The sequence below is a fragment of the Pseudomonas sp. MMS21 TM103 genome, assembly GCF_022132145.1.
In the GTDB taxonomy this organism is placed as follows: Bacteria; Pseudomonadota; Gammaproteobacteria; order Pseudomonadales; family Pseudomonadaceae; genus Aquipseudomonas.
The window spans coordinates 490,878-517,547 of record NZ_JAJISP010000003.1 but is presented as its reverse complement, the minus strand read 5'-3'; the positions used below and the strand labels follow the sequence as shown (position 1 = coordinate 517,547).

Here is a 26,670-nt window from a genome sequence, read left to right as displayed (position 1 = left end):
CATTGCCTGGTTCACTGGGTTTCTACTTGAATCCTTTCCGCTTGGTCGCGCTGTGGCGCTCGGGGTCATCGTCATCGGTCTTGCTTGCCGGTAGCGTGTCAACGGCTCCCGCTTCGGGCAGTTGAACTGCGGACCAAGTCGATACGGGTCAGTGGGGCTTCGCAGTGACTGGCAACTGCTTTGCGTGCTGCCAGCACTTAGATAGTCAGCGCTGCTGACCATGACTGCCCTCAAATAGCGCGATGATTTCGCCCTCGCGGAGTATCGCGTTGCTGCGATGCCGCGCGCGGTCTTGATAGTCGCCGTGGATGCTAAATATTTCTAGGGAACCAAATATATAGAAGTCCAGGTGTTGTCAGTGCCGAAGCAGGCCTAGGGGTTTGCCAAGTCCTTGTATCGATGGGCTAATTTTCCTTGTCCGTTTATATGCCGTGTTGAGTCCATAACCACAAATTTCATTATTTCAAATAAGAATAATGTACCTGGGGGATATCTAGCTACGCTCGAGGGGGTCTATACAGCCTGCGCGATTATTGTTGTGGTACGCGGGGAAAATACGGAAATTCCCCAAGCGATCTTCGGGATCTTCCTATAAATCCGAGGACGCACCATGAATAGCTTCACATCCCCCAGTGAGAAGTCGCGCAAATCGTTCAAGAAATCCGTGCTGCTGAAAATGTTACGTGAGGTCATCGCCGGTTGGGGAGGGCCGACGCGCGAAAACATACGGACTGAAAGGCCGCTACGGCAGTCCTTTAGCTTGGAGGCGCTGGAGCCCAGGCTGCTTTTGTCGGCTGATTCGATAAGCCTCACAGCAGCGGCTGACGTGGTGTCAATCTCGCAGAATGCTGACCTCGCTGCAGACGGTGGGGCCATCCTCAATTTGACCGTCAATGGCGAGCTGACCACCCTCGGTAACGCCACCACCGGTGTTTCGTCACTAACCCTCTCAACGCTCGCCGGTGATGATTCGGTTACCCTGGATGCAAGTGTTACTGCCCAGATTACAATCGACGGCGGGGACGGCAGCGACAAGATTATCGGAGCCAATCAAGACACTGACTGGATCATATCCGGCGTCAACAGCGGCGCGTTCGGCCAGGTGAATACCTTTACCGGGGTGGAGTCCTTGGTGGGTGGCAGCGGTGACGACAACTTCAAGCTTGAGCAATTTGGTTTGTTGACGGGTTCCATTGAGGGCGGAGGTGGATCCAATACGGTCTTTGCGGCGGATACCGTCAACATCTGGACCATCGACAGTACAGATTCCGGCAACCTTAACAACAGCGTTTTTAGTTCAATCAGCAACTTGGCCGGTGGTCAGGGGGCGGATACTTTTGACTTCACCCTGAGTGGCGCGATCAGCGGCATTGTCGATGGCGGCGATGATGACTCTCAGTTGGTGGCCACAGTTGTCGATACACTCAGTTTCAGTCAATTGAACGGTGCGGTTGAGGTTGACTTGGCGGCTCTGACAGTAACGGGTCGAGTCGCATCATTTAGCCGTATTGACAGCCTGGTCGGTGGGGTGGCCAGCGACACTATTCAGGGCTTTGATAGCAGTGTTGTGAACTGGACAATTGATGGAGCTGATGCTGGCAATGTCGAGGGGCTGTCCTTTAGCGCTTTTGAAAACCTGACCGGGGCTAGTGGCACCACCAGCGATGCTTTTACCTTTGAGTTGGGCGGTAGCTTGAGCGGTATTGTGGCGGGCGGCACGAGTACCTTTGACAGTATTCAAGTAGCCGATGGGCTGGGCGGTTACAGCATTTTCAACCCGGCCGGTGGTATCGACCAATCCGGTACGTTGTCGCTGCACGGCAAGTCGATTCAGTTCACCGGCATCGACCACCAAGACCTTACTGCAGGCGACGCCAACGACAAGTTGATCAACGGTACGCTCTTCAACGACACGATAGTGCTTGAGGACAACGGAACCGTCGGTGATGGTCAGATGCTCGTGAGCTTTGCGGGCAAAAAGATCTTCGATGGCACCAGCTTCACAGATGGCATCGAGTTCACGGTACCCGCTGACTCCCTGACCATCACAGGCCGCGATGGCAACGACTCCATTGAGGTCAGGTCGCTCGACAGTTTGTTCGCTGCGGATCTGTTGCTCTACGGCAGCTCTCTGAATGCCTTCGGGGTGCCGACCGATGGCATCTATAGCGACACCATCACCTTCAGCGGAAGTATCAATACCGGTGGCGGCGCGCTCGATGCCTGGGCCGCCAATATCAACGTCAATGACTCTGTAAACATCGATGTTGGCGACGGGTACATCAATTTTCGCTCGCGGATGATCGGTATTGCCGAGGCCGAAAACCTGTTGCCGGTGTTCGGTACCGACCGCAACGTGTCGATCAATATCGGCAAGGGCGCGGAGTTATCAGGTGCTGGGGGCGTCTACCTGATTGCTCAGGCAGAAGATCAAAGCCTGGCCACCGTGCTGGGGGCGAGCAAGGAGGTGGACAACTATGTCATTCAGCCGCTGGCTGACAAGGTAGAGGGGCTGACGGCATTACCGGTGAAGCTACTGGTGAAGAATGCAGCCGCCACCATCACCCTGCAGGAAGGTTCAAAGCTGCTCTCGGACAGTACCGTCGGCATTTACGCCACAGCGTCGGCTGACGCCTCGGGTAGTGCCAGTAGCAGCCTGGTCAGTGTCGGTTATGCCCGCGCGGTGGGCACTGCCACCATCGATATTCAGAAGGATGTGGAGATCCTTTCACGGGACGCTTCGGTGGTCATTACCACCTCGGGTGAAGCCACCGCCAGCCTCAGTTCCAGCACTGCCCGAGAGTTGAGCAGCACGCCGAACCCGGGCGGATCAGAGTCGCAGTTCGCCCTGTCCATCGCGGTCAGCGACGCCAATGTCACCTCCCATATCACGGTCGCCGAGGGCGCGACCATCACCGCTGGCAAGACCGCCAATATCATCGCCGGTGGCGAGATCAGCGCCGAAGCCGAAGCCGAAGCGGGCATCTTTGCCGACGGTACGGCCGGTTTGGCCTTTGCCCTGCAATTTTCCAATGCCGACATCAAGACCATCATGAATGGCTCGGTGACGGCGCTGGCCAAGCCGGGTTACACGGTCAAGATCGAGATTGATCCACTGGTCACCGATCCCGATGAAGTCGGTTATGTCGACTATGCAAACAACATGATCCACGTCGGGCCACATGCCTTGGTCAGCGAGGACGTGATCACCTATACCAACCGCTTCGGCACCAGCATTGGCAATTTGCGCGATGGTGATTCGTACTACGTTATCGCGCTCGAGGACGACCTTTCTACACCCGATCGTGACGAGTCCGAATGGATCATGCTGGCCGAGACTGAAACCCAGGCGATCAAGGCCAGCTTTGGTTTCACCGATGTAGCCGATGGCAATATCGTCAACCTGACGGTGCTCCCAGGGCTGGAGACTGCCAGCAACGGTCGCCTGTTCGTGGGTAGCGATATCGACGCCGCCGAAAACGCCATCACCCTGCGTGACAGCGCCAACTCACCGAACAACTTTAATAAATTCGAGCTGGGCCAGGCAGTGGTCTACCACGATGACGGCGTGAACCATATCGCCGGATTGGACGACGGCGCGACCTACTACGTCATCGTCGGCACCAGCCAGAACAACCTGCAAGGCGACACCCGCTTTGCCACCGGTCAGGTGATACAGCTGGCCGAGTCGGAGAACGAAGCCCGGGCCGGGGTGTTTATTGATATCGGTTCGAGTGCCAATGCCAATAGTTTTAGCCTGACCGCCAAGCACGTCCTCGATACCGGCTTTGCTACTGGCGTGGGCATTTTTGCCGAACTCAACACTGAGGACAAAGCCAGCGCCAGCGCAGGGCTGCAGAGCGAAGATGCCGAGCAAAGCCCACTGGAAAAGTTTAACGATGTGGTCGATACCAACATCGCTGACAAGATATTTACCGGTCTGACCAAGTCGTACAAAGACAATCAAGCGGCAACTGGCAGCGGCTCCTCAGCCGAACTTAGTGTGGCCGGCGCTCTGGCGTTTACCTTTGCCAAACACTCGGTCATCACCGAAGTGGGCGGTGCGGCAGAACTCAAGTCCAATGAAGATCTGGAGGTAAAAGCCACCATTGCCCAGCAGTTTGCCCTTAGCGCGGAAAGTACAACCGAGCCGCAAGAGGACAACGACGGAAATAGCGCCGGCACCAGCGCCGCCAACAGTGTCAGTGTGGCAGTCAGCGTGGGCGTGTTTGATAACACCGCCACCGCTACCGTTAACAGCAATGCCCAACTGGACGCTCTGCGCGCCACGCGGGTAATCGCCGATGTGACTTATCCCTTCCCGACCCGCCCGGACCAATATATTCCGCTGTCGCTGGGCGAACTGGTGGATTCATTGCGCTCGGACGGGCCTGAGGCCATCACCAAGTACTTGACCGGCACCTTGGGCGCCAAAGAAGGGCTATTCAATAGCTGGACCAACGCCACCGCCAAGGCGGACAAGATCGGTATTGCCGGCTCGGTCAACGTGCTGGTGTTCGACAATGACGCCATTGCCGATGTGAAGTCGGGTGTTCAGATCAACCAGGACAGCGATTGGCGCGATCATCTGCTTAATGATCATGTCAATCAGGCCTTTTATCAGGCCGATGGTCTCGGTGAACAGGTGGTCTCGGTCGAGGCCACCAACTACATGCAAATTATCAATATGACTGGCAACTTCAGCTTGCCTGAGTTCGATATTGATCCAACCAAAAGCGACTCATTCAAGGATCGCCTGTCGCTCAACCCCGCGGGCACGGGCGGTAGTCGCGGTGGGGTGGGTGGCGCCTTTTTTATCAGCGTGATGAACAACACCACCCATGCCCTGGTAGCGGATGGCGTGCAGATTTACAGCGGCGCCGATGGCGGCTTCAACATGAAGGCCGAGCAGGCGATCTCGGCGGTCAATCTGGTGCAGGCCGGTGGCGAAGGCGGCAAGCTGGCCATCAGTGGCTCGGTGTCTTACAACAGGCTGACCACTGATACCCTGGCTCAACTTAGTGGGCAGGCGGTCATAACCGGGCGCGATGTGCGGATATATGCCGGTGACCTCGAAAGCCAAATCAACTGGGTCGGCGGTGTCGTCAAGGGCGACGGGATTGGCATCGGGGTTTCGCTCGCCATCAATGATTTCAATCGCCATACACGTGCGGTCATTGGTTCAAAGGATGCGTTGCAAGCGGTAGCCGGCAGCCCCACCCCAACGAATTACATTGACGTTGATGGGGCGGTTGACTTGCTGGCCAAGGTTGACGGCGACCTGTGGGTATTCTCGGTTGCCGGTGCCTTCGCTGGTGGTTCCAGTACCGCCCCGCCCCAAGGCACGCCGCTGAAAGCCTTGAGCCTGCTGGGTGAGAGTGTGAGCCCTCCATCATCGGGGATCGGCGTTGCGGCGGCGGTCTCGATCAATAGTATTGTCGATCACACACGGGCATCCATCGTTGATGCGGGCCAACTGCAAGCAGGCAGTGTGACGCTCAACGCCGTTGACGATCTGCACCAGGTTGCTGTCTCTGGCGGTGCCAGTTTCGCCAAGGGCCAGGCCGGCTCAACGCAAGGCTCCAAGTCATTGGCTGGCGCGTTCAGCCTGAACGATCTGGATGTGCAAACCCATGCCTTGATTCTAGATACGGATATCAGCACGACGGGTGATCTTTCCGTCGCGGCCAAGCGCACTGGCGAACTGGTTACTGTCAGTGCGGGGGGGGCCATTGCTACGGGGCAAAATAGCATTAGCGCGGCCGGATCGGTTGCAATCAATCTGCTCTTCAATGCCACCGAGGCGTATCTCTCCGGTGTGCTTGTCAATGCCGGAAACAATGTCAGGGTTCATGCGTCGGATGAATCGAGTATCACTGCCATTGGTGGGGGGGTGGCACTCGCACTTGGCGGTAAGGCCGGCATTGGTCTCGGTGTTGCTGCCAATCTGCTGGGCACGGCTGATCGCCCGGTTATCACCCGAGCCTATATTGATGACTCCACGCTTACCCTGCATCACGGGGTGTTGGACGTCAGTGCCCGCAATAGTGATCCGGGTAGCGCGCCGCGCATCCTCGCCATTGGCGCCGGCGTCGGTGTGTCGACCGGGTCGAGCAAAGGGATCAGCATCGGGCTCGGAGCGCATCTGTCGATCAATTTGATTGTCAGCGATACAGTCGCCTATCTACGCAATACAACAGTCACTGAAGTGCCCAGCACGCCTGGTTCGGTTCAAATCAGTGTGTCTGCCAGTGATACATCCGGAATATTTACCATCGGTGGTGCGGTAGCTATTTCGACGGATATTGCAGTCGGCGCTGCGGTTGCCATCAATAACATTGACAACGATGTGCGGGCTTATGTTGAAGGTAGCGACATCACAGTGGATAACGACCTTCGAGTCGAAGCTACGTCTGGGTCGAGCATTTTTGGCATCACTATCGGTGTGGCGGTCACCACCAGCAGCCAGGGACGCTTGGCCGCTGCCGGCTCGGTTTCGGTCAGTGGGGTAAAAGGCACCACTGATGCCCATGTCACGGGTAGTGGCGCTGCAGTCAATGTTGGCGGCAGCGTGTTAATCAAGGCAACTGACACTTCTGATATTGATGTCCATGCAGGCGCCCTTTCCCTAAGCATCCCCTTTATCTCGGGCTCAGGCAGCAGTGGCAGCAGTGGGGCGGTTGGCGTATCTGTTGCGGTTAACAACATCGGTAGCGAGCAAGCGGTCAAACAGACTCTGGCCTATATCGATGGCGCGACCGTTCAGGCTGTGGGCAATATTGAACTGTCCGCCATGGCAACCACATCGATTGACGCACTCACCATCGGTGGTTCGGCTGGAATTACCACGGGGAAGAGCAGTGGGTTTGTAGGTACCGGTGCTGGTTCAGGCTCGGGTAACAATATCTGGAGCAGTGTCGAGGCCTATATTGCCAACAGTATGTTGACTGGCGGTTACGGTGTGTATTCCAAGACAGGCTCGGTGAGCCTGATGGCGATTGATCACTCAACTATTACTGCGGATGCCGGCGGCGTTGCGCTGGCCTTGAAGTTGGGCTCGGGTTCCGGGGTCGATCTGGCTATAGGCATCGGAGGTGCGGTCAACGAGGTCCATGGCACTACTCGTGCGGCCATTGAAGCCTCGAGCGTCAAAGCTCAGGGGGATGTAATTCTCAAGGCCAGCGCTGAACCAGTTGGTGATGAGTCGTCTATACGAGCGCTAACTTTTGGTGTCGGTGTTCAGGTAACACCCAGCAGCGGCAGCGGTCTTGAGTTCGCCGGCGGTGCAGGTTTTTCGGTTAATACCATCCGTAATACGCTGGAAGCAGTGATTAGTGGTGGTAGCGAAGTAGTAGCCAGTGCGGGTGCGGTCAGCTTGAACTCAATTGATCATTCGGCAATCGACGCAGATGCAGCCGGTGTTGGGGTCATTGCCAAGTTTGGCAGTGGCAGTGGCGCCAACCTAGGGTTCGGTATTGGCGTGGCACTCAATGACATTGCCAATCGCATCACGGCTGCCGTGGAAGATTCGACCGTCATTGCGCTCGGCGATGTAACCATTTCGGCCGAATCGTTCAGTACGGTCGCGGCGTTGTCGATTGGCGGCGCTGTGACTGCTGCAATTGGAAACAGCAGTGGTTTCAATGTCGCGGGAGGAGGCGCGGGAACCAAGAATCAGATCAAGAATACTATCGAGGCACTTATACGAGGCAGTCGCGGAGCGAGTACGCCCGGTGTAAATGCCATTAACGGCAATGTGCTGCTTAAGGCTGAAGATCACTCGAATATTGTTGCGGATGCCGGTGGTGTAGCCATCTCATTGAAGATCGGCAAGGGCAGCGGCTTGAATCTGGCTATAGGTGTTGGCGTCGCACTGAATGATATCGAGAACAGCGTCAGTACAGTGATTGAGGACTCTTCAGTAAGTGGCAACAAGGTTGAACTTCTGGCGACGTCAAGCAGTTCCATCGATACCCTCAGCATTGGTGCTGCAGCGCAAATCAATATCAGTACTGGTAACAGCAATGGCCTCGATCTAGGTGTTGGCGCGGCGGTGTCGGTGAATCAGGTCGCGAACACTATCGAGGCGAGTATCAAGGGGGCGAGCGAAGTCATTTCCCGTACTGGTGACATCGTTGTGAGAGCCAGCGACGGTTCGCTGGATACCCCGACTCTTATTCATGCCGATGCGGGCGGGGTAGCGATCGCTGCAGCGGTTTCCACTGGGGGCGCCGGTGCGGCGATTTCGGCAGGTATTGCCGTAGCGGATAACACCGTGCGCAACACCGTGCAGGCCTACATTGAGGGTTCCGAGGTACATGCAGCGCATGCCCTGCGTCTCTCGGCCACTTCAGACACCCGGGTCGAGGCATTCAGCCTGGGAGCTTCGGGATCGGTCAAAGTTACGCTCGGCAACGGTGTGTCCGGAGCTGGTGCGGTTGGCTACGCGGGTACCAACAACCTGCTCGAAAATACTATTCAAGCCTTTATTGTTGACAGCAATACACCAAGCAACGCCAGTGCTCCTAACGTGACGGCTGGGGCGGGCGGTATTCATTTGCAGGCTCGTGACCGTGCCGTGATTGACGCCGACTGGAGCGGTGACTCGGTTGCGGTTGCCATTGGGGTTGGAAACGGCGTGTCGGCCGCTGGAGCGGTATCCATTGCGCTGGCCAAGAACACCATCAATAACAAGGTTGAGGCTTATGTTGATGACTCAACACTGAAATCCGAAGGTGATATCAGTGTTGAGTCGGATGCTAATCGCGCAGTGACCGCCAATGGTAGTGCGGTTGGCGTTTCTGTCGCCCTGCAAATATCCAAGGATGCCCCGATCTCCTTAAGCGCATCGATCATCGTTCTTGAAGTAACCAACGTAATCGGGGAAAACGGCGCTACGCGAGCCTACATCAGCGGAGGCTGGGCCAGTGCGAGCGGGGATGTGCTCGTCAAGGCCGTGGATTATTCGTCGCTCGAAAGTGAGATCGTCGGAGTCGGTGTCAGCGTGGCACTGATCTCAGTTGATGTGCTCATGAGCAAATCTGACAGCACTATCACGACGGCTGTTGATGCCTATATCGAGAACGCGACGGTGACCTCGAGCATGGGCGGTATCGAGGTTTCGGCGGAGTCGGATGCTTTCGTGAAGAGCAATGTCACGGGTGTATCAGTTGCCGTGGGCATTAGCGGTGCTGCGGCGAAAGTGGTCGCGAACGCAGACATACTGGGGCACATTGAGGCCGGCGTGAAATACGGCACTGACCTGCAGGCTGCTAATGGTTACGTATTGATTTCTGCCGGATCAGCACATGGTGCTATCAGTGATGTTGATGGCGGCTCGGGTGCGATCGGAGTCGCGGTAAACCTGCTCGACATTGGGGCACTGCTCGGCGCAGATTCCCGTGCTTATGTTGGCGATGGCACGATTGTGAATGCCGGCAACTTGAGCGTGGAGGCCGATGCGCGCAACTCGACGCGCTATACCAGCGACAAGGACCCCGAGGGGGATGTTTTTGCTGACACCCGAACAGCCAAGGCGTATTTGACCGTAGGTGGTGTCGGGTTGCTCGGCAGTGGTACTGGTGGGGTTGATGATGAAGGGGCGCAAACCATTGCCAGGATACGCGGCGTAGTTGAGGCCTACATTGGTGACAATGCCGATATCGATGCCAGCGGTGCAGTGAGTGTGCAGGCGACATCAAAATCGTATGCCCGTGCCAAGTCAGAAGGCGGCGATGGTGCGGTGGGTATTGCGGTTGGCTTGTTTAACACCGAGGCCACTGTTGGTAGCGGTGCCAACGAAACGGGGCTGGGTGCTACACGGGCCTTTATCGGCACAGGTACCACGATCGACGCGGACAGCCTGAGTATTACTGCGGACGGCAGGAGCATCGCGCGTACGCTGATGCTGGGCGTGGAAGTAGGTCTACTGGGTGGCGGTGGCCGCCTCGAAGGACTGGCGCGGGTCGACGCCGACGTGGATGCACACTTCGGCGCTAGTCGAGGCGAAACAGTGGCACAGCGCAGTACGGCCACGATTGCAGGTGCTGTTACCGTCAAGAGCACAACTGCTGGCAGCGCTGTTGCAGACCTGGATGGCGGCTCTGGAAGTGTTGGTATTGGCGGCGGTGAGTACCGTGGTGAGGCCTACCTTGGCGGTTCCGCACTCGCTTACGTTGGAGGCAACGCGAAAGTGACAGGCGATAGCCTGAGCGTGCAGGTGATTAATCCGAATGCACTGAACGACAAGCCTGAAAATCGCTTTGCTGAAGCTATCCTGACAATTGGCTCTGTGGGGCTTATTGGTGATGGATTCAAGGTCGAGACCTTTGCCACGGTGCAGGGTGAAACGCTGGCCTACGTCGGTGCGCAGAGTGAGGTGATGCTTAGCGGCGCAGCCCTGATTGAGGCCACTTCACGGTCGTTGGCCAAGGCCACTTCGGACGGTGGTTCAGGCTCCGTTGGCATCAGTGTGAATATCTTCGATACCCGGGCGACGGTTGGCAGTGGCAAGGATGACCCCGCCGGGCTGGGAGCGACTCGCGCGTATCTGGGGGAAGGCGCGGTGCTCGGCGCCGGCAGCCTGAAGGTTGCCGCGCAAGGGCGTAATACAGCTGACACGCAGATGCTGGGCGTATCCGTTGGCCTGATTGGTGGTGGGCAACGACTGGATGGTGTCGCCTGGGTTGATGCTGATGTTGAAGCCTATGTCGCTGCCCGGCCGGATGTACTGGTGCCAGTGCGGACAACGGCTAATGTTGGCGGAGCCATTGAGGTTGAGGCGTCGTCGTCCAATAGCGCGATTTCGAATGCCGACGGCGGTGGTGGCAGTGTCGGCATTCAGGGCGCGGAATTCCGTATTGAAGCCCATAACGCGAGTGATACGCGGGCGTACGTCGGCGATAACGCAGCGGTGATGGGCGATAGCCTGAGCGTGCGGGTGATTAATCCGAATGCGCAAGGTGAAACACCGGAAAACCGTACAGCCGACGCGACACTGGTTTTGGGTAACGTGGGGCTGCTTGGCGCTGGAGCCAACGCTGAGGCTATTGCCACCGTAGTAGGAAACGTCGAATCCTTCATTGGTTGCGATACTGAGATAACGACCACCCAGGCCATTGTGGTGCGCGCGGAATCCAACGCCGATGCGCATGCCAAGGCCGAGGGTGGCGCCGGTAGTATTGGGGTTGCAGTGTCACTATTTGAAGCGTCGGCCAGAGTAGGCAGTGCTGAAGGTGGGGCTGCAACGCTGGTGCAGGCCTATGTAGGCGAAGGCAGCGTAATCAGCGCAGGTAGCCTGACAATCGAAGCGCAGGCACAGAGTAGCGCCAGGGCCACGCTCTCCAGCTTTGGTTTTGCCTTGCTAGGTGGCGGCGCTGGAGGCAAGGGCAACTCGCGTGTTGATCTGGACGTTAACGCCTTTCTAGGCCCACAGGGCGATGCTACGGGGGGGAGTCCGACGAGGGTTACTGTTCAGGGCAATATCGCTATTGAGTCGGTATCTAGCCAGTACGCTGACGCGGATATTGATGGCGGTGGTGGCGGCATTGGCGGCGGTGGCAATCTGAGTGTTGATGCCGTCTCGCTTGGACAGGTTCAGGCCATCGTGGGAGCCAATACCCAGATTCTGTCGGCAAACAACCTGTCGGTTCTTGCGCGGGTCAACGAGTCTCGCGCCCATGGTGAAGCAATCATTGGCACGGGGGGTGTCGTAGCTGTTGGCGTCACCACGGTTACAGCGACGGCTGAACCCAAGGTTGAGGCATTCATAGGTGCTGGCGTAACGGTCAATGTCATTGCTGTCGGTAAGCCGGGCATGCCGATAACCGACCTGCTGGCCGTCAACCGAAGCGTGTTTGATGGGGATGTATTTGTCCGTGCCGAAGGTCGGGCAGAAGCCGATGCGCTGGCCCAAGCCTCCGGCGGCGGCGGTGTGAATGTTGGGGTGCCCACCGCGACTGCAACGGTAAAACCGACAGTTGAAGCCTATCTTGGGCTGGGCTCGAACATTGATGCGGGCGGTAATCTGGTGGTCTACGCGCTTCTGGACAAGACTTCGTCAGTCCAACCCCCCAGCGACACCATTGGTACAGTGGATGCGGATAACGACACGCTGGGCTTCGAGTTTCCGCTCACTAATGGTTCGACCATTCGCTACGACGGACCTGGGGCTGGCGATGATATCGGCGGATTGGTCGATGGCCGGGTATATAACCTGATCACGGCGACCTTGTCGGTCAAATTTACCGTGACCAATCCCAGTGAGGATGTGCCTGAAACCACCGTTAATCTGCTCAGTGGTGACCTGGTGCGACTGGCAGACGACTTTCAGATGCCTGGTACGGCTGGCGCAGTGTATCGCTATACCGGGGTGCAGGCTGACCTCTTGCTGAGCACTCAGAACTATGCGGATTCGGCAGGGCTGTGGGAGCGGGTGGTTGCACTGGGCAATACCTTTGACGCTGGCGATGATGTTGATGGCGAGTTTGACGTTATCCACCTTGCGGTTCCGCATAACTTCGATAACGGCGATGCCGTTAATTATGACCGCCAGGGTGGGGTTTCCATTATTGCTCCCTGGCAGGCGACCGATCTCTCCAATCCTCTGTATGTTCGCCTGATCGAGTTGGGTGTGGATGGTGACGGTAATCCGGTTTATGACCGATTGAATATTCGTCTGGTTGCCGACATCAGCATGGCGATGCAGCGTGACGCTGAATTGCTGTCCTCGTTCGACGCCTCTGCGGTTGATCCGGTAACCCAGGCGATTGAGATGCCGGGGCATCAATTCGAGGATGGGCAGGCGGTAACTTATCTTGCTCCGGTCAGTGCCACATTCTTGCCAGGCTCCGTAGATGTCAAGCTAGTCGACCTGACTTTCCAGGATGGCAACGGCAATACCCAGACCGTCAAGGTCGTGGAGCGTAATGCTGACAACCAGGTAATTCACACCGCTGCCGAGAACAACATTTATCTACCCAACCATGGCTTTGAAACGGGTGATGCTGTGGTGTACCGCACCGTCGGTGACGGAGTCGCCATTGGTGGTCTAAGCGATGGTGGCACCTACTACGTCATCAATGTCGACGACAATCAGATCCGGTTGGCTGCCAGCTATCTGCAAGCAGTGGGCCGTGAATTCAAAGATTTTGGTGATGACGATGCTGACAATGACATCTTGGAAATCGTCCCGACGGCCATCGAACTCGTTCCGTCTCTCGCTGCTGATGCTCAGGCAACGACGCACTCCCTGGCTAGAGCCATTGGCGGTCTCAATCATGGCGTGACCTACTATGTGGTCAACGCCGATCAGGCCAATGGCACCTTTGGCCTGGCTCTCAGCCGTGATGGTTCGGCTATCGGCTTGACTGTCGCCGAGAGCATCGAGACCTATCAGCGTGACGGTACGCTAGTCGATACGTACAGCGTAATAACCCGTGACGGCACTCATCAAATAGGCACCCTGGGCATAGACCTGAATACGGGGGTGACTGACAGTATCCAGGCACTGCGCATTGATCTCGGTAGCAAACCGGCGGGTGATGCCGTGCACCGCTTCCTGGATGTCAGTGGTGCGTCACTGGCCGATAGCTTCGTCCTGACTGGTGACGGCAAGTCCAGTGCAACTGCTCTAGGTGGCTCAGGTGGGCTTATTGATGTGAGCGCGACCAAAGCCACCCTGACGGCTGAGTATATTGTGCGTGCCGAGGTGAGGAGCAGTGCGACGCCTGGGGAGCAGACATTGGTTCGAGTTGGAGTCGATGCGGTTGTGGCGGCCAACGCCAGCACCGAAGTGTCGACCAATGCAGATTCTGGCGGCGGGGGGGTGGTGCGGGTCGGTGTGACCACCGCCATGACGGATGTGGACAAGGCAGACACCATGGCTACCGTCGGTGAGGGCGCAATCATTACGGTGGGCGATGATTTTGTACTCGACGCCGCGTCGAATCACACGGTGAGGGCTAAGGCCAAGGCGGTGAGTGGTGGAATTATTGGCGGTGCACGTGCCAGTAACGGTGCGGACCTGGGTTACGACACCGTTGTTGCCATTGGTCAGGGGGCAAGCGTTACAGTCGGCGACGTCTTTCAAGCGCATGCCACTTCCAAGGCGGAGGTTAAAACCGATGCCTTCGCTGAAGCCGGCGCGTTCATTGTGGTCAGTCTCGCCGATGCATTAGGCGAACTTACTGACAACGTCGGAGAAAATAAAGCCGCAAACCTGGATTCGGGCGACGACGGCATCGACGTCATTGCCAATACCCAGGTGAGGATTGACCAAGGTGTGGCACTGCTCGCACGCTCGATTGACCTGGTTGCCGAAGTTGAAAGTTTCACGGCGGATGCATTGGCCGAAGCCAGGGCCTGGAGCCCGCTCTTATTTGGCGCAGCGTTTGCTTTTGCCGAAGCTGAAACCGATGTGACGTCCACGGTGAAGGTTATCGTCGCCGGTGGCGGGACCTTGATCAGAGGCGATGAAGGCGTCGATATAGAAGCCAGGCAATTGTCGGAAAACTTCACTGTGCAGCGTGCCGCGCGCCATCTGGCAGTGGCATTTCCGATTCCGGCGCAGAATGCGTTTCTCAAGGGGACAGTGTCGCTGCTCACCGAAGTTGACGCGGATGCAGGGGCTACTGTCGTGGCTGGCGTGCGCGATGCAAGTCGAATGGCAGAGACGGGACTTGCCGATCAAAGCATGCAAGACCTCAAAGACTCGGCACCGGCCCTCGCGCTTTTTGTCGAGGCGCTTGGCACCCCCAGTCTCACCTACACGCATGTTAATCCGCCAGCAGATGGCTGGGCGAGTACGGCAGCCGATAAGGGGTTGCGTTCGGAATCGCATGCACAGGAGATCAGGTGGGATGCCGACGTCGAAATCTTGGGTGGCCGCAGTGGCCGCCCCGAGCTGATTATCGATGAAGACGGATACATCCTCAAGAAACGTAATATTTCGGTCATAGACGATGCCGGCGGCATCGAACTTACTCAGGGTGAGCAGATTACCGATGGTGACTATTTCGTCAGTGTTGCCAATGATGGGTATGGGGATGTGCTGTTCAATTCATCGGTGATCAAAAACGAGACGCTAGCAGAGGGCCCGCAGTTCACGTTCCGCGATGACCTTTCCTCTGTCACGATAATCGACGCCTCGAAGAACAACATGCATGTGCTGGGGCTCGATGTTATTTACGCTGCTAGCGGAATGGACCAACCGCTGGTGCAACTCGTCAGTGACGGCGCGCTAGTGACCGACGAAACCGAGGCGACTTTTGAGTTTTACATTGCCCATGGCCTGACGCCGGCAGGCAGCATTATCGATATTCAAAAGCTGTTGTATGAATACAACATCATCGTTGAAGGGACGATCAATAACCCCACAGGGGTGACGCGTATTCTCAACGAGAAGGGCAATATCCTGGGAGGTGGGGCGAATGGGTTGATTATCAGCAATCAGCTCAACCTGGAGGCCATGGCAGGCAGCGTGGGTATTGATGCCGACAGCCGCCTGAGCGTCGATCTGGTGCGTAGCACTGATGTCAGAACTGGAAGCATTCGCGAGGTTGAACTGCTGGCCGAAGCTGGCGTAGATGTGTATCTGAGCTTGCGTACGCTAGACCGGGTAGTGGGCACGACGGATCCGCTTGAGACCACGATCCAGTTGGTCAGGGCCGGCGGGAATGTGGATCTGCAACTACGGGCAAGTGTCCACCAAGGCGAACCAGGTGATGCCGGGAGCGTAAGGGTTTATGCCAGCAACGGCCCGGGAACGGATTATGACGGATTGCACTACAGCCACTTCCGTGATGACAGTGCCACGTTAAGCCGTGATCCGGCGGCCTATGCGACCAGCACGGATGGAACCGTCGCCAGCGTTTACCGGTTTGTGCAAGCGCAGGAGACCGCTGCCAATACCCTCGGAAGTTATCGAGTTAACGGCACCCTGGCGGACCAGGATGTATTGGCGTACGAGCTTAATCCGCAGGTATATGGTGACGCGCTTGACTCGTTCAAGGCCGGGCTGGTTGCTGGCGGTAATATAATCGTCAAGGCAGTGAATTCTGCACCGTCAGCAGCCAGCATCAGCGTGATCGGCATCACCGAGATTCTGAGTGACGGCCATATCGATGTACTGACCAATGGCTTTATCACCCTTACCGAGCAACTGGGCGACATGCGGGTGGGCGATATCCACTCCACCGCCAACGATGTAACCCTCACCGCGCCAGGCTCCATTGTCGATGCCTTGAACGATGCCGCCGCTGATGTCACCGGGGTCAATATCACCCTGAAGGCCGTGGCCGGTGGTATTGGCAGTGCGAGCAGTTTCCTTGAAATCAACCTGCTCGACCTGGTGGGCGGCATAGCGCAGACCGGTGTGTTGCGCGCTGATGCGCCGCTGGGCATCTATCTCGCAGAAACCCTGGGCGATATGCGGGTGCACCACGTGGTTTCCACCAGCGGCAACGTCACCCTGGTGGCTCGCGCCGGTTCGATTGTCGATGGCAACAACGATGTGAATCCCGATGCTGCAGATGGCAAGTACCGCGATGCCGACAACCGTGTGCGGGATGCGGTCAACGTCAGTGGCTTGAATATTGATTTGGATGCCAACGGCGGCGGCAGCATCGGTGTGGTCGGTGATGATCTGGACATCGACAGCAGTGCATCGGGGCTGGGCCGGTTGTTTGCCGAAGCAGCTGGCAATGTGTTTATCACCGAGGTCAACGGCCCGCTCAATGTGCTGGCAGCTACCGCGCTGGGCGGCTCGTTACGCCTGACCGTGCCGGATACCTCGGCAGTCGACACCGAGAACCTGGTGCTGCTGGCGGGCGGTACGGCGCGGGTGGCTGAAAGCGGCGAGCGCATGGTGTCAGTCAGCGATATCTCGGCGGCGCTGGTGGTTGCGCTCTGGATCGGTGACAACGTCAACACCAGCAACAACAGTCGAATTCTGGCCGGCACGGGCATCAGCTTGCGCGGCGACACGCGGCGGGTGGGTAAGACCGATGCAGTGGATGACACCAATGCCGATGCCGGACGCGGTACCCGGATAGATCTTCGCGGCACCATCGGCCTGCTGAATGCGCCGACCGATCTGGCCAGCGCAACCGGTACCGCCAAGAATTTCACTGAGATATTCGGCCATAGCGACGGTGACACCTTCACCTTCAATCAGACCAAACTGGATGCCAACACCACGGTATTTGGCAGCCAGAAGAATACGGCGAGCTTGCTCCACGATGGCGAAGACCAATTTGTCATCAACCAGCTTCGCTCCATGCATATCGACCGCAACGGCCTGGGTGACACCCTGACCCTGGATGGCCAGTCGGACACCGATTACTACTGGATCAACACCCGCGGCAGTCAGGTGGCAGCGGCTGAACGGCAGAACTATGTCATCAATGTGCTCGACACCGGGGCCAAGGCCAATGGCGTCGATGAGCTGCGTATCCGAGGTTTCGACAGCATGTTGAACGGCGCGGATTCAGCCGGTGACCCCTATGCCACCGACGATATTTTCCTGCTGCGCAGCATGGGCGCCATTCCTGGTGAGGTCGCCGAGTCGCCTGCCTTTGTTGCCCTGTTGCACGGCAGCCTGGAGCAGGCGATGGCCGGCACCGGACCCTCTGAGGTGGAACGCATCAACTATGACGCGAATCTCAATGGCCGGCTGATTGTTGAAGGGCTGGGCGGTAACGATTACTTCGCCAGCGATGACAACAGCGCCATCACCACCCTCGATGGCGGCGCCGGTAATGACACCGTCCAGGTGGGTCAGATCTACGGTTCCCAGCGTGGCAGCGGTGCCAACATTGCATCCTCCGACCAGTTCGAGTTCGCCACAGTGGCCACCACCCGGGGCTATTTGAGCCGGGGTAACAGTGTCGCACTGACTGCCATCGGTGGCGGTGGTAATGACGTATTCCAGGTTTACAGCAATCAGGCCGCTCTGCGCCTTGAGGGCAACGACGGCGATGACCTGTTTATCGTCCGGGCCTTCGCCCTGGCTGAAACCAACCCCGATGGCAGCATCAAAACCGATGCCAACGGCGTGGCCATTGTCAAAACCACCGGCGGGGTTTCCACCGCGTCCAGCCAGGTGCTGGAGGGCGGTTCCGGCAACGACTTTATTCAATACAACATCAATGCACCGGTCTCGGTTGACGGTGGCGCCGGCTTCGACAAGCTGCTGGTGCTGGGTACCGAGTTTGGCGACAGCTTTGTCATCACCGATCAGGGCGTGTATGGCGCCGGGCTGAATGTCACCTACGACAATGTCGAGGTGCTCGAGGTCGATGGCCTGGAAGGGGATGATCACTTCACCGTGCAGAGCACTCGCTTTGGCATGGCCACGCGCATTGTCGGCGGGTTGGGTAATGACATCTTCAACGTGGCCGGTGACGTCACCGACGTGATTACCACCCAGGAGCTGGAAGGCCACAGCGCAGTGATCAACCAGCAGGTCAGCTCAGGAAGCGACATTGGCTATGACGGCCTGATCGCTCCGGGGATCAACCTCAATGTCGCAGGCCTGCCAGGCAGCGGTGGCGCCAGTGGCTTCAGTGGCAACGTGATCATCGACGAGTCCGACGGTGCCAGCCTGGTGCGTGAAACCGACAGCGGTACCTGGGGCACGGTAGACACCTACACCGTACGCCTGGCGGTACCGGTGGCCGCAGGCACCAAGGTTTATGTCACCGTCAGCGCTTCGCGCTCGCCACAGGAAGAGCAGGATGCCGCCGGCATGGGCGATTCGGTGCTGGTCTCGACCGATCCGGCCAGCTTCGAGCGCAGCCTGATTCAGGATGGCGTAGCCACTAATGTGCGCAACCGCGCCGTGGTGCTGGTGTTCGATTCCAGCAACTGGGATCAGGCGCAAACCGTGTATATCGCCGCGGCCAACGACAGCCAGGAGGAGGGCAAGCGGGTTGTCGCCGTCAGCCACAGCGTACAGGCCGTGGCAGAGGACAGCGCCGATGCCGCTCAGCTTGCCAGTGTGGCCAGCTATGACGGCATCAAGGTGCGTAATGTGCTGGTTACGGTGATCGACAACGACACCGCCGGTATCTTGCTGACCGAAGTACGCAAGGATGCCTACGACAATGGCACGCTGGTGCTCGAAGGTGACGCCGGCAAGGGTATTACCGACAGCTACACCATTGCCCTGACCAAGAAACCCACCGCAGATGTGACGATCACGCTCAACTACGACGCCAAGCAGTTGCAGCTGTCGCAAACCACTGTGACCTTTACCGAGGATAACTGGGATCAGGCCCAGACCATCATCATTACGGCGCTGGACGATACCCTGCGCGAAGATCAGAAGTTGTCCCTGATCAGTCACAGCGTCAGCAGCAGCGCCGACGGCACCTACTTCGAGAATGGTGCCAGCACAGTTAGCGAAACCCTGGCGGTCACTGTGGCCGACGACGATGTGCCGGGCGTGCTGATTCAGCAAAGCAACGGCACCACCCTGGTCAGCGATGGCATTACCGATACCTACAGCATTCGCCTGACCCGGGCTCCGACCGGGACGGTGACCATCACCCCGCATACCGATGGCCTGACCACTGCTCAGCCGGTGGTCTTCGATGAAACCAACTGGTGGATTCCTCAGGTAGTCACGGTGACTGCTGTGCAGGATCCCGCAGAGAATTTGCTGCACCCCGGCACCAAGCAGTTCGCCGTGCAGCCACACCTACTGTCCGATATCAAAGGCCCCCTGGAAATCGAAGGTGGCATTGGGGCCGAGGTGCATCCGCTGGTCGAGGCCGTGCTGTTGCCGGGTGAAACCAACAGCCCGGTATTCGGTATTGCCGTACAGCCACCAGAAGAACAATCGATCGACATCCTCAATGTGTTCGATGATTCGAGCATGGAGGATAAACAAGGCGTTCTCAGTGGCACCCAGCTCACGGGTATGGGGCTGGCGTCCGGGCTGCACTTCGATCAGGTCGCCTATGGCGAGAACGCTGACTTTGCGGCCGGCATCACCTATGGCAAGGCCGGGGTTGATGGCGTGCCAGATCGCTCCAATATCGACGTGTTCAACCTGATGATGGGCTCGGGTAATGACTCGCTGCTGATCACCAGCACCTTGAAGACCGATGCGCTGCATGGCGGCCTGACCACTGTGCATGGTGGCGGCAACCTCGATGTACAAGACCCGGTTGCGGGCGCCTACACCGGCACTATCGATGGTGACCGGATTACCGTCACCGGCGGTGGCGGCCCGACCTCACCACTGGTGATTTACGGTGATACCTCCCAGGACGCTTCCTGGTATGCAGGGCAACCCTACATTGCTGATGTAACCGACACCTTTGTGTTGGGCCCGAACCCGGTTCAGGCCGGCACTTATTATCGTCTGGCGCGGGCCAACCCCTTTGATCGCAGCGGTAACGATGTGATCGATGCCAGTGCCATCATGCCCAACCCTGGCAGCTACGGTGACGATGCCCTGGGTGTGGTGATCTATGGCGGTGCGGGTAATGACACCCTCATTGGTAGCCAGATTGGTGATGTGCTGGCCGGCGGTTCAGGTGATGACCTGATTATCGGCAACGGCGGCGATGACCAGATCTATGGCGATTCGGGCGTCAATATCAATGTGATTACCCGCGTGCTGTCGGTTCCGACCACCGATGCAGTGCGGCCAGACAATGACAACTCAGCCTCCAACCGCGACACCCTGGTTGCAGGCAAGGATGTGATTCAGGGCAACGACGGCGATGACATCATCTTCGGCGACCACGGCATCGTTGCGCAGCAGATAGACGATGCTGACAAAATCCTGATTGTGCGCAAGGTCTCCGATATCCGCAGCGATCAGTCGGCCAATGGCGATGATGACATCATTGCCGGCAATGCCGATCGTGACCGCATTCTCGGCGGCAATGGTGGCGACACCATCAGTGGTGATGGCGGCTCCGATGTGATCTTCGGCGACTTCGGCCACATGGGCTACCTGAGCAACGACTACTACGGTACGTCGGATAGCGATATCAGCACCCTGGATGTAGTTGAAAGCATCGTTCCGGAAATTGGCCTGGGCGGTAACGACAGCATTACCGCCAGCGACGGCGATGACATCGTCTTCGGCGGCCAGGGCAATGACAGCATCGATGGCGGTATCGGCCAGAACATCCTGTTTGGTGACCACGGTCAGATTCTGGGCGTGGATACCGGCGCCAATCGCCCGGTCGGCGATCCGGTTGCCAGCAAAACCGATGACGATTACCAGGTTCAGGTGCTGGGGCTGGTGACCTCCACCTATGCCGGTACGGTCAATGGCCTTGGTAACCAATACGCCAACGGCAACGACAGCATCATCAGCGGTATTGGTCGCGACATGATCTTCGGTGGCGGCGGTAATGACACCATCAACAGCTTCTCCAGCAGTGGCGGTACCGCTGCTCTGGATGGCAACAACATTGTCTTCGGCGACCATGGCCTGGTGGACTACCTGGCTGAGGAAATCCTTCAGGGCAGTGCCAGCAATCCACCGCGTACCGATGATATTGACCGTATCTGGTCGCTGGCCAGCGCCACGGCCCTGGGCGCAGATGATGTCATTACAACCGGTGACGGTAACGACATCGTTATCGCCGGGACAGGCGATGACACTGTGTCTACCGGCCACGGCAGCAATATCGCCATTGGCGACAACGCATTGCTGACCAGCGCCCCCCGTGATCACCTGAGCACTGATGCACCGTTGGTGTTCTCGGTCCATGAGTTCACCCTGTGCAAGATCGACACTCTTGGATTTAACGACGAAGACGGTGGCAATGACACCATCATCGGCGGCCAATTCAATGATGTGCTGTTCGGCGGTGGCGGTGACGACACCATCTACGCCGGGGCTGGCGATGATCTGGTGTTCGGCGATCAGGGCCGTATCGAGTGCAAGAACGACCAGCCGTTCGACCCGGAAACCAGCCTGCGGCCGATCTGCTGGGATGATTTCCCGCAAGAGGGGTTCCTGTTGTTCGAGGCGATCAACGTCGACTCGAGTACGGGAGCCGGGAATGATCTGATCTTTGGCCAGGATGGCAGTGACCTGATCATGGGCCAGCAGGGCGATGACGTGCTCTATGGTGGCAACGGCGACGACATTCTGATCGGCGGCAGCAACGTCGCTGGTGCTCTGGATGGCAACGACCGTCTGGATGGTGGTGCGGGTGCCGATGCGATAGCGGGTGATAACGCTGAAATTTGCTACCGTCCGGATGCTGTTGACGTACGCATGCGTGCGCTTGATGGCAGCTTGATCTACGGCGTTACCGAAGGTGAGGATGACGGTCGGGTCTTGATTGGCATAGGAGCAGGTGGTGCGAGCAATGTAATCGATCCTGCTGATCCTAGCCTGAATGCCATGGATGACCCGCGTTATGCGGCACGTACCGATGACCTCAATAGCGGTCATGCGCAATTCCATATCATGCTGCTCGATCACAGCGATGATATCCAGACCAACCACCCGGAGCTGTTCGGCAACGACTACATTGCCGGCGGAGCGGGTGAGGATGAGATATTCGGTCAGCTCGGCAGTGATGTCATCCAGGGCGACGGTACCATCGGTGTACAAGCAGGTGCAGACTTTGCGAAAAACCTGGCGGCGGCTCAACTAAGCTTGACCCGCAGCGATGGCAGCACCTTCAGCATTACCAATTACACCCAATCTGGCGCTAACCGAGGTGCAGTGCCGACCTCGATGGCCGACTTCGGCTTCGATATGGACCCAAGCAAGGACCTGATGGTCAACGCCACCTTCGAGGGTTTGTATGACGGCGACGATTACATCGAGGGCAATGGCGGCAATGATGTGATCTTTGGCGGCCTTGGCCAGGATGACATCGTGGGCGGAAGCTCTGATCTTTTCGGCTTGATCGATGCCTTCCAGCGCCCCGATGGCAGTGATTTGCTGTTCGGCGGCGCCGGAACCGACATCAGCCGCAATGACATTGGCGATGCCGTTACGGCGCGCAGTGTCGGGCTGCCGGCTTCAGCGGCGGATGATCTGATCATCACCACGGCGGGTGGCCATGCCCATGACGCCGACATTCTGGTGGGGGACAACGGCCGCATCCTGCGTCTGGTGGGCATCAACCAGACCCAGCGTGCAACCACCGGCGAAGTGTTCGCCAATGGTGTGTCGAGCAATGACGGTTTCCTCAATTTCAACTACGACATCCATGGCTCGGCTACAGAAGGCTATGGCAGCGACGGCAACCCTGCCACCTATGACCGGGTTGTGGTTCGCGCGGTCGAGTTCCTCGACTATCACGAAGGCGGCATCGACATCAGCGCAGCGGCCGCCAGTGACCGTGGCGCAGGTGACGAACTGCACGGCGAGTCCGGCGATGATGGGCTTTACGGGCTCAAGGGCAACGATGTGCTGTTCGGCGAAGGGCAGAACGACGACCTGATTGGCGGCTACGGTAACGACTGGATCAGTGGCGGTACTGGCGATGACGGAGTGATCGGCGACGATGGCCGGATCCTCACCAGCCGCAATGCCACGACCTATGGCGAGGCGCTCAATGGCGTGGTCGCGCTGTTGCCTGACAACGGTGACACCAAGACCTTCGACGGCAACAGGATAAACGAATACATCGCCACGCCGGGTTCGATCCAGCAGGCAGTCGTGAATGTGGACGGGGAGTTGAAGAAGGCAGTCAACCTGACGCCCTTCAGTTTCGATCTCTACTTCAATGGCATGGCTGACGAGTTCACCACTACGACCAAGAAAACAGTGGACGATCAGGGCCGGCCGGATGCGCATAACGCCGACGATATTATCTTCGGCGGTCTGGGCAACGATTGGCTGCACGGCGGCTCGGGTGATGATGCCATCCTCGGTGGCGAGGCGCTGAACGAGGCCTACACCCAGGTGTACGGCGCAGGTGGCAGTCTGGAGGGGATAGCTCGTAGCGACTACACCCACCCCTACAACCCGGTTGATGTGCTGCGTTACAACCCGGAAGACCCTGACGGTTGGCACTACGATCGTACCCGCCGCGCTGGAGAGTTCGCGCTCTATGACGAGTATGACCCACTGCGCAAGATTACCCTCAACGCCGATGGCTCGGCCAATAATACCGATGCCGGTGGCCTCGAGTGGTTCCTCAACTTCTCCACCCGCGAAGGCACCTATGTCCCTGCCGGCATCAATCCCAAGCCGGTCGGCCAGACCGCCAGTGGTTATCCCGAAGCCTGGAACGATGGTAATGACCGCATCTTCGGTGATACCGGCAATGACTGGCTGGTGGGCGGTACTGGCCGCGATGATATATACGGTGGTTTCGGCAATGACCTTTTGAATGCCGACGACAATCAGGCCACCAATGCCTTGCGCAACGATCAGCCTGACACCCAGGCCAGCTACGAAGACCGCGCCTTTGGTGGTGCCGGGCGTGATGTACTGATCGCTAATACTGGCGGGGACCGCCTGATTGATTGGGTCGGCGAGTTCAACTCCTACCTGGTGCCGTTTGCCCCCTTCGGCATGGCCACAGTAAGCCGCACGCTACAACCGCAGTTGGCCGAGTTCCTTTACACCCTCTCGGCCAGTGATGGTGCTGATCCGACCCGCTTTGCCGACACCAACGGCGACCCGAGTCAGGCCTATCGCCACGGTGAGCCAGCGGGTGAATTGGGCTTGATCCGGCAGAAGGATTTCGCCTGGCAGACACAGACCGGAGCCCCGGCAGATCCGCAGGCCGGCAATATTCCGGGTGGCAAGCGCGACGTGCTGCGTACGGCCAACTTCAACGACGGCACCATGCAGGCGCTGGCTCCGGATAGCGGCACCTGGGAGGTGTCCGGCGGTACGCTGCAGGTTTCGTCCAAGTCCTCGCACGCCGATGCCGTGGCGGTCTATCAGGTGGGAGATGCATTGCCGTCGTATTTCGAAGTGACGGCCAGCATCAAGGCCAACAAACCCGTGGGCGGTTGGGATGCCAACAGCTTCATTATTTTCGACTACCAGAGCGCAAGCAGCTTCAAGTTCGCCGGGCTCGATGTCTCGACTAACAAGCTGGTGATGGGGCAGCGAGATGACACAGGCTGGCACGTGCTCGACCAGGCATCCGTGAAGGGCGGCCTGAAGAACAATGCCTGGTACAACGTCGTGTTGGCGGTCAATGGCCTGACGGCCACCTTGGTCGTGGATAACAACACCTACTTTAGCCATACCTTCAAGCCGACTGTAGTGGATGACTGGAGCTATGGCTTGAACTGGGGGCTGGTCGGATTCGGCTCCAACAATGCGCGGGGTGAGCTGGATAACATCTCGGTCCTGGTCGTCCCCGCGGCGGCGACGGCCTCCAGAACCGAGCAGTTCGCCAACCCTGACAATGTGTTGTTCAGTGGCGCGGATATGGTCAGTGGTGGCAGCTTCAGCTTGTCCGGCGGTCGCTATAGCGGAGCATCCGCTGGCGGCGACGCGCTGCTGAGCCTGGCGAGCCTGGACGGCGTGGATAAGCTGACTGGCTCGTTGCTTGAAATGAATGCCACGTTCAGCACTACGGCGCGGGCGGGCTTCGTCTTCGATCAGTACAGCAGCACGGATTACAAGTGGGTGGCTATCGACGTACAGACCCAGCAGATCTTGATCGGGCACCTTCAGGGCAGCCGCTGGACCATCGACGCGGCAATCAGCAACAACTCATTGCAGGCCGGTGTGGACTACACCCTGGGTGTCTCGCTGCATGGGGCATCGGTGAGCGTGACCCTTAACGGCCAGTCCGTACTTGGGCATGTCTATAACGCTGAAACGGTGGACGGGCGCTTTGGGGTGTTTGCCAAGGACGGTTCGGTATCGTTCGACAGCATGAGCCTAAAGACCGATGACCCGACTATCCCGAGCAGCGCCAGCCCGTTGCTTGCCGCACAGGCTGCATCCGCCCAGTACACCGGTGAAGTCAGCCTGACGATGACACAGTTGCAACCCCTCATCGACGAGGCCATTCGCCGCTGGTCGTTGAGCGTGGGCGAAAGCGCTGTCGAACTGATGAGAAGTGTCGACGTGCAGATTACCGATCTGCCTGGGTTGGAGTTGGGTGCGTACCGGGGCGGGACCGTGTTCATCGACCTGAACGCCGCAGGTTATGGCTGGTACATCGATGCCATGCCGGCCGATGACACCGAGTACGCCCTGTTCGGCGACTCGCTGCAGGCAGTGGGTGGCGAGGCCGCCGGTCAGATGGATCTGCTGTCCGTCCTGGCTCATGAACTGGGTCATGCTGCTGGCCTGGAGCACACCGATGATGGCGTCATGAGCAATACGCTGGACGCGGGCGGACGGACTGTCGAGCCCGTGGTAATGGCCTCGGCAGATATGTCCGAGGCAAGCGTAGCCCTGCATGTGCGGTCCTTGCCATTGTATGTGGCGCCGCTGAAGGAAGCTGCTGACAACCAGCAGGAAACGCCACGCATTATTAATTGGGACTCAACATTTGCGCTGAATGAGCGTGCGGTAAAAGCCGAAGGTATTGACGCCGCCGAGAACTGGGTAGCGGATTTCGTCAATCACGCAGGAGAAAGTCAGGCACAACGCAATCCCAATGCTAACCTCAAAGTGTTTGTTTCTACGAGTTGCAAGGTGCTGCCAGAAGTAAGCAGTTCACATTTCAGTGTCGATTAAAACTTAAAGGATGATGTTTG

Annotated in this window: 1 protein-coding gene; it reads left to right on the top strand. The window is 58.1% G+C overall.

The genetic code is table 11. The annotated features are described in order from the left end of the window. The first annotated feature begins 610 nt into the window (after positions 1–610). Positions 611–26,650, top strand: coding sequence for an LEPR-XLL domain-containing protein (locus LJY18_RS13365; RefSeq protein ID WP_330872750.1), 26,040 nt, complete (start codon positions 611–613; stop codon positions 26,648–26,650). Positions 26,651–26,670 lie beyond the last annotated feature (20 nt).